Here is an 11131-nt window from a genome sequence, read left to right on the forward strand (position 1 = left end):
ATATATCAGGATTTGCCTATTTTAGTCAAAACTTTTATCATGAAAGCTATCATTTGTCAAGCCCATGGATTACCCAGTACCCTAATCTATGATGAAATTCCTGAACCTCAGATTGATGATCACGAAGTATTGATCCGTGTGGAGGCATGCGCTTTGAACTACCCAGATATCTTGATGATCCAAGATAAGTATCAAGTCAAGCCAGATTTGCCATTTTCTCCAGGTGGAGAAGTTTGCGGGATTGTGGAAAAGGTGGGTTCAGAAGTTACTCATCTTTATGTAGGACAGCGTGTATTGGCACTTTGTGGATGGGGAGGATTTGCAGAAAAAGTGAAGGTAACTGCCGAAAGGGTTTTCGAAATAACAGAAGAGATGGATGCTGTATCAGCAGCAGCTTCTTTGTACACTTTTGCTACAGCATATCATGCGTTGAAAGATAGGGCAATGTTAAAAGCTGGAGAGAAGATGCTGGTTTTGGGTGCTTCGGGTGGTGTTGGATTGGCAGCAGTTGTATTGGGCAAGTTGATGGGAGCGCATGTGATGGCAGCTGGGTCTTCTCTGGAAAAACTCGAAATATGCCAAACCTATGGTGCAGAGGTATTGATAGATTACAACAAGGATGATTTCAAGGAAAGGATAAAAGAAGCTACGAAAGGAAAAGGTGTGGATGTGGTATTGGATGTAGTAGGAGGAAAATATGCTGACCCAGCCATGAGGGGAATGGCTTGGAAAGGTCGGTATCTCATTGTAGGATTTACCTCGGGAGACATTCCAAAGATTCCCTTCAACCTACCCTTACTCAAAGGTTGTGCAGTTCTTGGGGTGTTTTGGGGTAGGTTCTCCAAGGAAGAACCTGAAGCTCATCGACAAAATATCAAAGCACTTACTAAGCTTCTTCAGGAAGGTAAAATCAAGCATCATGTCTATAAGACTTATAAGTTAACAGAAGCTCCTCAAGCCATGGAAGACATGATGAATAGGCATATCGTAGGAAAAGCAGTGGTGCAGGTTTCAGGAAATTAGACTTAATAGAAGATCACGGTTTTATTTCCAAATGCGAGCACTTTGTGTTCTAAGTGATATTTTATAGCTTTTGAAAGAACGACTTTTTCGATATCTTGACCCATTTGGACCAGGTCCGAAATGGTGTTGTGGTGACGTACCCTTGCCACATCCTGCTCAATAATAGGCCCTGCATCCAACTCTTCTGTGACATAATGCGCTGTAGCACCGATGATTTTCACACCTCTAGCATAGGCCGCATGGTAAGGCTTAGCGCCTACAAACGCTGGCAAAAAGGAGTGGTGAATGTTGATAACTTTGTTCGGGTAGGCTTTTATGAAGTCTTCGCTCAGAATTTGCATGTATCTGGCCAAGACCACAAAGTCCACATCGTGTGTTTTGAGGAGTTGTAATTGTTTTTTTTCAACTTCCTTCTTTTTTGACTTATCCACAGGTAAGTGTACAAAAGGAATGTCAAAAGCTTCTACTATAGCCTGAAGATCTTTGTGATTTGAGATTACCAAAGGAATCTCTACATCAAACTGACCAGCATGGTACCTGCTCAGAATATCAAAGAGACAATGAGAAAGCTTGGAGACAAAAAGTGCCATTTTGGGTTTTCTGTCATTGAAGTAGAGTTGAAAGTCCATAGCAAATTTTGAGGCTATTTCTTTTTCAAAAGTTTCGTGGATTAGCTCTTTTTTCAAAGCAAAAGTATCTAGCTCCCAAGATGCACGCATGAAGAACATGCCCAGTTCTTGATCTACATGTTGATCTATTTCTAGGATGTTTCCTTTGTTAGAATATAAAAATTCAGATACGGCTGCTACGATGCCTTTTTGGTCGGAGCATTGAATGATAAGCGTTGCGCGATTCATGATGGATTATTTTCGAGTTCGAAAAATAATGTAAAATAATATAAATCCAGAAACCGGGATTGGAATTTCTGGGTTAAACTAATTTTACAAAATAATTTATGGTATTTTCGGATAATATTAATTGTAATAAAGCTGTCCAATTGAAGGCAATTGGATTCACAGATGCCTGTATGAACAGCTTATTACAAGTTTTCAAAGTTTAAAGCAAGATGATCAATAGGATCAAAACCACAATCAAAGCTCCTGTCGAGATGTAAAGACCATTACCTCTGTTTTGAGCTTCTTTTTTCAATTCTCTCAATTCTGATCGTACTTCTTTTCTTTCTTCTTTAGTCAACTCTGTAAAATCCATTGCTTTAATTTCATTTACCCTAGATTCGATCTCCTCTAATCTGATTTTGTCTTCAGCGGATATTTCTTCTGTTTTGATGGCAGATTTTTCTTTGGCTAAAGAGACGCTGGTGTTCAAACCCAAGAAAAGTAGCGTAACGAATGCGATTTTTAGTATTCTATTCATATGTAAATAATTTGTTTTTAAAGATGATATAAAATAGCCATGTCAATTTCATCGGGATTTGCCCAGCGTGCTTGCATGGCTATTTCATTAATACAAAGTTTGAACTATCACTTCAAACTCCCAATCATATCTTCAGGTTTCACCCATTCGTCAAACTGCTCATTGGTTAAGAGTCCAAGCGCGATGGCAGCTTCCCTCAAGCTAGTTCCTTCTCTATGTGCTTTCTTAGCAATGGCTGCTGCATTTTCATAGCCAATATGTGGATTAAGAGCCGTTACGAGCATCAATGAGTTTTCTAAGTGTTGCTTGATAAAAGGTGTGTTTGGCTCAATTCCTATCGCACAGTTGTCATTGAAAGATACGGCTGCATCACCTATAAGTCTAGCAGATTGTAGGAAATTAGCAATCATCATTGGCTTAAATACGTTCAGTTCAAAATGTCCATTGGACCCACCGACAGAGATAGCAACATCATTACCCATTACTTGAGCAGCGACCATGGTCATGGCTTCCACTTGAGTTGGGTTAACTTTTCCAGGCATGATAGATGATCCAGGCTCATTCTCTGGTATTAGAATTTCGCCTATTCCAGACCTTGGACCAGATGAAAGCATTCTGATATCATTGGCGATTTTCATGAGACTTACTGCGATTTGCTTCAATGCACCATGAGCTTCTACGATTGCATCATGAGCTGCTAGTGCTTCAAACTTGTTTGGAGCAGTGACAAGCGGTTGTCCAGAGAATTCAGCTATTTTTTTCGCTACCAGCTCTGCATATCCCTTTGGAGTATTGAGTCCAGTACCTACTGCGGTTCCTCCGAGTGCAAGTTCGGACAAGTGCGGCAGGGTATTTTTCAATGCTCGTAATCCATGATTTAGTTGTGCTACATATCCAGAGAACTCCTGACCAAGTGTAAGTGGAGTGGCATCCATAAAGTGAGTTCTACCGATTTTGACCACATTCATGAATTCTTCCGATTTGGCCTGCAAGGTATCTCTGAGTTTTTCAATACCCGGAATGGTGGTCTCCACGACCATTTTGTAGCCTGCGATATGCATGGCTGTAGGGAAAGTATCATTTGATGATTGAGACTTGTTCACATCATCATTTGGGTGGATTTTTTTCTTTTCATCTTCTAGTGAACCTCCCAAAAGCACGTGAGCCCTGTAAGCGATCACTTCGTTGGAATTCATATTGGACTGTGTACCAGAGCCTGTTTGCCAGATTACCAATGGAAACTGATCATCCAGTTTTCCTTCTAAAATTTCATCACATACTTTAGCGATGATCTCGGCTTTATCTTGTGCCAATACACCAAGCTCTGCGTTGGTAAGAGCTGCTGATTTTTTCAAAATAGCAAAAGCACGAATGATTTCGATAGGCATGCGGTTTCGCTCACCTCCGATTTTGAAATTATTGATAGATCTCTGTGTTTGTGCTCCCCAGTACTTGTCAGCAGGGACCTCTACAGCACCCATGGTGTCTTTTTCTATCCTAATACTCATGATGTTTTTAAAATTTTTAGTTTGATTTCAATTACTTCTGATTCAACAAAAGACGGTAAATTAAAAGTTCTATGTTTTCTGTCTTGATCAGTAGATTCATTAGTCCTTTCTCTTCAAGGGATGTGGAAAACATGGAGTTGCTAAATTACTATCTCGTTGGGATAATCCATAGCGTTTGTTTGGATTTCCTCAAGAGATAAGTTTAAATGATATCTATACTTTCCTATTGCAGCTACCCAGAAGAGAGAAGTTCTAGGCAAGTGTGCTTCCCCACCTATCCAAAAACTTTTAAAAGCGCTATTTGTTCCATGCTATTGAATACTCTTGATTAACGCCCTCAGGCGCTATAAAACTATAGTTGCTTTCGAAATTAGGATCACATGGAAGAAGATTCCGTGTAAAAGATTTTTTCCAAGATTTTTTTGCCAACTAGATTCCCTTGTTTTTGCCCTTCTACTATACCATCCATATAGTGAATTCCACCATAAAACCTTGAAATAGCAGCTTCTTCGGCAGCTTGAGTAAAGGAACTGAAGCTTCTGGCTGGAAGTCCATATTTCATTTCCACGGTATCTGTATAGGCAAAACCATCTCCAAAATAGTTTGTCAGGATAACAGCAGAAGCGGTAGAAGCCACAGAGTGCCCGCTGAGATACTCAGGAAAAGGAGGGGTCTGTAGCAATGGAACATATTTTGGATCAATGTGTTTACGGATGGCTGTCTCAGGCCTTATTCTATTACTTCTGTATTTTTCATCCCAGCAGGCCATAAATGCATCTTGTAGCGTTATTGCTAGGATGGTGTTGATTTCCATCACTTTATTGAACTCTAATTTGGCATCTTTGCAGGCAATATTGGCAATTCCCATCCAATGGGCTCCGGGTGAGATTTTTTTTAAACCTATCATCAGGTGCCCCCTATCTTCCAAAGCAAAGGGATTACAGTCCCAAAATGATGCGATTATCTTTTTTTCTTCTGTAAGATCCTGAGAGTAAACTTCTTCTGCCAACTTTAAGAATTCAGAATCTCTCTGATCTGAAAATGCAATAGGGGGTATTGGGGCGAATTGGCTTGCTGAATCTAGAAAAAATGGGCGAATAGTGTGAAAATAGGGTTCTACAGGAGGGAAATATCCTGGAGGTGTTGGATACCAGCTTCCCTCTGTTTTTATAGGGGTATAGCGTGGTAGGTTGCTGGTTTGGTTATATTTATCAGAAAGTGCAAATGTCAAAATCTCTTTGCTAATCGATATGGCATAATTTTCCGAATCAAGGATTGTCTGTGGAGAAAACCCCAAATCGATGTGTTTGGCTTTGAAAATTTCTATATGTTCTGCATGTTGGAATCCAGATGGCTGAATAGAAGATGCAGTATGCAGCATTGCCAAAACAGCACTTATCTGAGGATGAATATGGGGATAGCTGGTGTTTTCCACAGATATTACTGGGTAATCATTGATTTTGGATAGAAGAATATTTGTAGTAGAATCATTCAATGCCACTAATCCAGAAAGACTTATATAGGCAAAAAACCTCGCCGCCAATGGAGGGTTGGTGACATCATGTACCATGACTTCAGTTACTTGGCCTATGACCTGAGAGATTTCATAAGGAGAAATACTTACGGGCTCATTAGAAGAAGATTGGCAAGATAACTGGGCAAGCAGTATCAATCCTGCGAGGTTAATATTGAATGCTGTTTTTAGTAATTTATAAAGCATACTTCGTTTTGGTTATTTCTGTTCCTTTTGATAGTAGCTCGTAGCTTCAAATATTTTTTTGTTGAGATCATAAATGTCTAGGCAAGCCAATTCCAACTTCTATTCTTTTGCATCCCAACTTGGGAAATCCATAACTCAATCTTTAAATTCATAGCGGACAATTCCTCGTCCAATTATATTGAACAAGAATGTATTTTCATTCTTTTTGACGATATTTCTCGTATCTCCTATCAATTGTAGCCCTGATATGTTTTGGGGAATATATTTCAAATCTCCATTTTGATCTATTTGAAACAATAACCCATGATTGGCATCTATTTTTCCGATTCTCAATCTACCAGTTTCTGTATTTCCAGCCATCAATAGATATTTTATTCCTGTATCAGGGCTTTGAAAATGGTGAATAGCATGAACTGGTGCAAACTGAGCCTCTATTGGGATTTCTTGAGGTCTAAATTTGCCATCAGTGCCCAATTTGAACACAGCAGTTTTTAGGTAATTTGCCATCAGGTGCCCAGCTCCTTTCATTTCTTCCTTATCAAATATATCTTCAATCTTGGCAGAGGAAAAACTTTCATAACTGGGGAATTTAGCTCTTTTGTTCGTAAACTGTTCCAATAATTCATCTCTTGTCAAGAAGGGGTATGATTCTCCCTGTATATAAAACGTAAGTATGGGATCGACTGATCCATTTTGGTCAAAATCTTTGTAAAATAGCTCAACCGGCTCACTTGGGTTAGCTTTTACTTGACTGTTTGACCCATAATTTCCCACGATAATCTCTTGGTTTCCATTTTCATCTATATCCTGAATGGTCAATGTGTTCCACCAACCTTTATACTCTTGGTCAAAGTAGTCTTCTGTAGCAAATACAAGTTTGTTTCCTTTGTTCAAAAACACAGTGATAGGCATCCATTCTCCCACCAGCACCAAATCCTCTTTACCATCTCCATCCAAATCTTTCCAAGCAGCATCTGTTACCAAGCCGATTTGCTTAAGTGCAGCATTGTATTGCTCAGTCTGATCTTGGAATTTTCCACTACCATCATTAATCAGGATATAGCTCCTAGGTAATTCAGGGTATTTTCCTGGGATAACCCGACCACCGACAAACAAATCGGGATGACCGTCACCATCGATATCAGAAACCCTAACGCAACTTGTGCTGCTGAGCATTTTTGGTAGGTGAGATGGAGAAGGTGTCAGATGGCCGAGTCCATCATTGAGGTAAAGCATGTCTTGAAGATCGGGATCTTCTGGGGAAAAATTCCCGTAGCCACCTCGTGCAACATAAATATCCAAGTGTCCATTGCCATTGGCATCGAAAAACAATACATCAGTATCCTCAGCGTTTTTTTGCTGATCAAATATGTCTGTTTGAGGATGTAGCGTGTATCCTCCTGATTTTTTTTGTAGATATATCTTGGCGGAATATCCAGCCAATCCACCAATAAATACATCATCAAGCCCGTCACCATTGATATCAGCCATTCCCATGGCCGTTTTTGATGCTGAGAGTGGATTGACCAGCAATGCCTGTCTCTTAAAATCATTGGTCACCCTTACTTGTTGGTCAGGGAATGGTGAATTGATAAGGTTGAAAAGTTTTTTGAGGTTGTTTTTTTTCGATAAGACAGGCTTTTTAGCTTCTTTTTCGTAGATAGTCAGTTTTTGGTTAGAAGCTATAGCCTTTAGTGTTTGGGTATTGCCATTGAGCCACTCGATGACCAAAGAATCTACTTTTTCTGAATCTCCAAGTCCAAAGTGAATGACAGGAGATACACTTGATTGGTAACCTCTGGTAGGCATCTGTTCGATGACCTGAAATTTACCGTCATGATAGACACTTACCTTTGAGCCTAGTCCAAACCTGTTTTTGCCTTCACCCTCTAAAACAACTTTCAAGTATCTGTTACCTAAGTGAATCTCGGATGTATTTTTGAATATCGAGGCTGGAAGATTGACATTATTGACTATGAGTTCAAGATCTCCATCATTGTCTAAATCAGCATAAGCAGCCCCATTGCTATTAGAGACATGATTTATCCCCCAATTTTTGGTTGTATTTTCGAAAGATATCCCAGATTGGTTTTTGAAAATATAATTGACAATGTCAGAGGCAGGGATTTTATTGACCAGCTCCAATACATTTTGCCTTTTGAGGTTTCCCTCATGTGTTTGTACATAATCCCCCATGTATTTGAGGAAATCTAAATTTGTATAGTCCCTCAAATATCCATTGGTGATGAAAAGGTCTTTCCAACCATCGTTATCAAAATCGGCAAACAATGCCGCCCAGCTCCAATCCGTATTGGATATACCTGCTAGCTGACCTATTTCACTAAAGTACCCATTTCCGTGGTTGAGATGCAGCATGTTTCTCATGTATTGGTGGTGAAAACCAGCACCTACCATGAAGTCAAATTTTTCATAATTATCAGGAGCCATCAGGAGTTTTTGCCTTTTATTACCTTCCGGAAGCATGTCTATAGTAAAAATGTCCAAGAGCCCATCATTATTGATATCAACCACTTCATTTCCCATAGAAAACTGACTGATGTGTCCCAAAGATTCTTTGATCATGTCTTTGAAAGTTCCATCTCGATTATTGATGTATAAGTAGTCAGGTGCCATGTAATCATTACTGACATATATATCCGGCCATCCGTCTCCATTGAGGTCCGCAATACCTACTCCTAAACCATAGGAAAGTGCAGAGTTTTGGATTCCTGCTTTTTGGGTAACTTCTTTAAATTTCCCATTATCATTTCTGAATAGTTGAGAACCTGCCGGATCTTGATGTTTCAATAATTCCGCTGTACTTGCTTCATCTAGGACGGGTAGTGACTTGGGATTGTGGTTTAATAAAAACAGGTCCAAATCTCCATCTTTATCATAATCGAAAAACACAGCTTGAGTGGAATAAGAGTCAATGGCCAAACCATAATTTTCCGCCTCGTCTTTGAATATTGGAATGCCTGAATCATTTATTCCCTGATGGATAAACAGTTGGTTTTTTCTTTTTTCTGCTGCGACACTACCAGAGTAGCATATATAAATATCCAAAAGTCCGTCTCCATTGATGTCGACCATAGTGACTCCCGTGGTCCAAGGGCCTGGCCTGCCCGCTACCCCTGAGGATGTAGTAATGTCTTCAAACTTAAGTTTTCCTTTGTTGAGGTAAAGCCTGTTGGGAACCATATTTCCCGTGAAATATATATCATCGAGACCGTCGCCGTTGAGATCTCCTACAGCTACGCCACCACCATTGTAAAAATATTCGTACATCAGTACGTTTGTATTCAGCCCTTCGGTCAGTTCATTGTTGAAATCTATGCCCGTATACTCAGTACTTAGCAATTCAAACAAAGGTTGTGCAGGATCATCGGAATTATTGTTTTCAGCAGAGTCAATAGATTCAGAACATGCGTTTAATAAAAGCAAAGCACAGATTTGTATAATAAAACGGTGGAATTTTGGCATAAGGCAATTTATCAAAACATCACAAATAAAAAAGCAACTTAACCAAAAAACCTATGTTTCTTGTTTAAGTTGCTTACTTGAGGGTTAATAGGTTATTAGTATCCTGGATTTTGCATCAGTTCTGAATTTCTGTTGATTTCATCAAAATGTATAGGCATCCAGTACATTTTGTCCAACCATAATCTATTTTCTTTGCCAGGATCAATATCAAACACCTGATAATTATAGTCATAGATTTCTGGGTCGTATCTGTATAGCGTATTGGATTGGCCTGGCTTTAGCGTTCCACGGATTTGTATTCCATTGGCTTGGCGTCCCAAAGTCTGTGGAGCAATCATCCATCTTCGGGTATCGTAGTATCGCTGCTCTTCAAAAGCAAGCTCCACTCGTCTTTCATTGATGTATTTCTCTCTCAGTTCTTGTCCAGAAGCAGTAATTGCAGGCATACCTGCCCTAAACCTGATCTTGTTCAACCATGATCTTGCTTCATCCTCTTGACCAAGTTCAATACATGCTTCGATATAATTCATGACGACTTCCGTTACCCGAATCGCTGGCCAAGGGATTTCTTGCCAGGTATTTTGATCAACATGTGCAGGGTCTGGTTCTATGAATTTTCTGACATAATAGCCAGTATAACTTCCGTTCCAATCTTCTATAGGGCTACTTCTGGTATCTAGACCCCAGTGGGTAACTTTGGCACCTGAAGCGTTGGTCACTTCATAGCTACCAGTCTGGATTTGCCCGAGGGGATCTCGGGACTGATTGGCGGGTGATCTTGGCTTCCACTGTGCACCATCATAAAGGAATGTGGCATACAACCTTGGGTCTCTGTTGTCATATGGAGCACTGGCATGTTCAGGATTGCTCCAATCGAAATCACTGCCATCCATCATTTCATAATCATCGATCATCAATTGTATTGGCGTATTACCTGCCCAGTTGTTGTAACCATTTGGGCCATTGAAAAGACCTTGTCTTCCTCCCCACTCTGGTTTGGAATTGAGATAATACCTGCCAAAGATCATTTCATTTTCTCCACCATTTCTTGATAAGGAGTTGTTGTTGTATACAGTAGCGGCTTGTTCTGCGCTGAGAGGGGTGGTCAATTGCAGCTGGTTTCCTGGCATAAGATCCATGGCTGCTTTTGCTGCGTCCTTTGCACGTTGCCATCTTTCTATTCTATTTCCACTAATGTAGCCTAATAATTCTTTGTTGGAGTAGCTGGAAATAATAGGGGAATTGGCAGATGCGGTAGGGATGTCGTGGAGATCACTTGCTGCATATAGCAAGACTCTTGCTTTGAGTGCCAGGGCGGCTACTCTGTTTGCTCTTCCTCTTATCAGGTTATGCCCATCAAGGAGTTGAGCAGCTTTATCAAGATCTGCAATGATGAAATTGACGCATTCTTCGAAAGTGTTTCTAGGAATCTCATAAGTTTCTTCACCTAGCTTATAAGTTCTGTCAGCAATAGGAAATGCAGCATAATTTCTCAGCAATTGATGAGAGAAATATGCTCGCATAAATGTTGCCTCACCCAACAGCCGGTCTACAATACCTCCAGTATTTTCAAATTGCGGATCAGATAATTTTTCGATGGCAATATTGGTGGAGCGCAGTCTTGCGTACATATTTGACCATACTCTAGAGTCATCGATCCATCCAGGGTTTTCGGGATTGGACCGGGCTTCTGTCACCACTGTGATACCTCTACCAGGATGGGTAAATATGGCTTCATCAGTCAAGGATGCAAGAGCTTGTTCATTGAATCCACCCCAAACTAATCCACCATAAATATCCGTAACAAAAGCTTCTGCCAAACCGGCATCGCTCCAAACTGCAGATTCTGCTACTTCCCCAAGAGGAGAGGTGTCAAGAAAATCATCATTACAGCTTACCAACCATCCTGTTAGCAAGAAAGTGAGTAGGTATATTCTATTATATTTTTTCATGTGTTTATATTTTGTTATTTAATGGTCACATGGAATCTTCGCATAGGTATAATCATCTCCCTATGTGACGC

At 40.1% G+C, this 11131-nt stretch carries 7 protein-coding genes; 1 reads left to right on the plus strand and 6 read right to left on the minus strand.

What is annotated here, in order from left to right:
* Positions 1 to 39 precede the first annotated feature (39 nt).
* On the plus strand, positions 40 to 1023 hold the full coding sequence (locus MM239_RS00915; protein WP_241345878.1) for an NADPH:quinone oxidoreductase family protein: 984 nt from the start codon (positions 40 to 42) through the stop codon (positions 1021 to 1023).
* Between the two features lie 2 nt (positions 1024 to 1025).
* Here the strand turns inward: MM239_RS00915 and purU are convergent, their stop codons facing one another.
* From purU to MM239_RS00945, 6 genes are all read right to left on the minus strand, one after another.
* Positions 1026 to 1880 carry a formyltetrahydrofolate deformylase gene (gene purU, locus MM239_RS00920; RefSeq protein WP_241345879.1) on the minus strand — a complete coding sequence of 285 codons (855 nt, stop codon included), beginning with the start codon at positions 1878 to 1880 and terminating at the stop codon, positions 1026 to 1028.
* Between the two features lie 199 nt (positions 1881 to 2079).
* Positions 2080 to 2397, minus strand: a complete 318-nt coding sequence (locus MM239_RS00925; protein WP_241345880.1) for a hypothetical protein — start codon at positions 2395 to 2397, stop codon at positions 2080 to 2082.
* A 107-nt stretch (positions 2398 to 2504) separates the two neighbouring features.
* Positions 2505 to 3905, minus strand: coding sequence for a class II fumarate hydratase (gene fumC, locus MM239_RS00930; protein ID WP_241345881.1), 1401 nt, complete (start codon positions 3903 to 3905; stop codon positions 2505 to 2507).
* Between the two features lie 376 nt (positions 3906 to 4281).
* Positions 4282 to 5625: a vanadium-dependent haloperoxidase gene (locus MM239_RS00935; RefSeq protein ID WP_241345882.1), complete on the minus strand. Its 1344-nt coding sequence runs from the start codon at positions 5623 to 5625 to the stop codon at positions 4282 to 4284.
* 135 nt (positions 5626 to 5760) lie between these two features.
* The gene (locus MM239_RS00940; RefSeq protein WP_449495058.1) at positions 5761 to 8913 is read right to left on the minus strand and encodes a VCBS repeat-containing protein; all 3153 of its coding nucleotides are present in this window, start codon (positions 8911 to 8913) and stop codon (positions 5761 to 5763) included.
* A gap of 290 nt (positions 8914 to 9203) precedes the next feature.
* Positions 9204 to 11060: a RagB/SusD family nutrient uptake outer membrane protein gene (locus MM239_RS00945; RefSeq protein ID WP_241345884.1), complete on the minus strand. Its 1857-nt coding sequence runs from the start codon at positions 11058 to 11060 to the stop codon at positions 9204 to 9206.
* Between the last annotated feature and the right edge of the window lie 71 nt (positions 11061 to 11131).

This window comes from Belliella filtrata (assembly GCF_022549775.1).
Taxonomy (GTDB): domain Bacteria; phylum Bacteroidota; class Bacteroidia; order Cytophagales; family Cyclobacteriaceae; genus Belliella; species Belliella filtrata.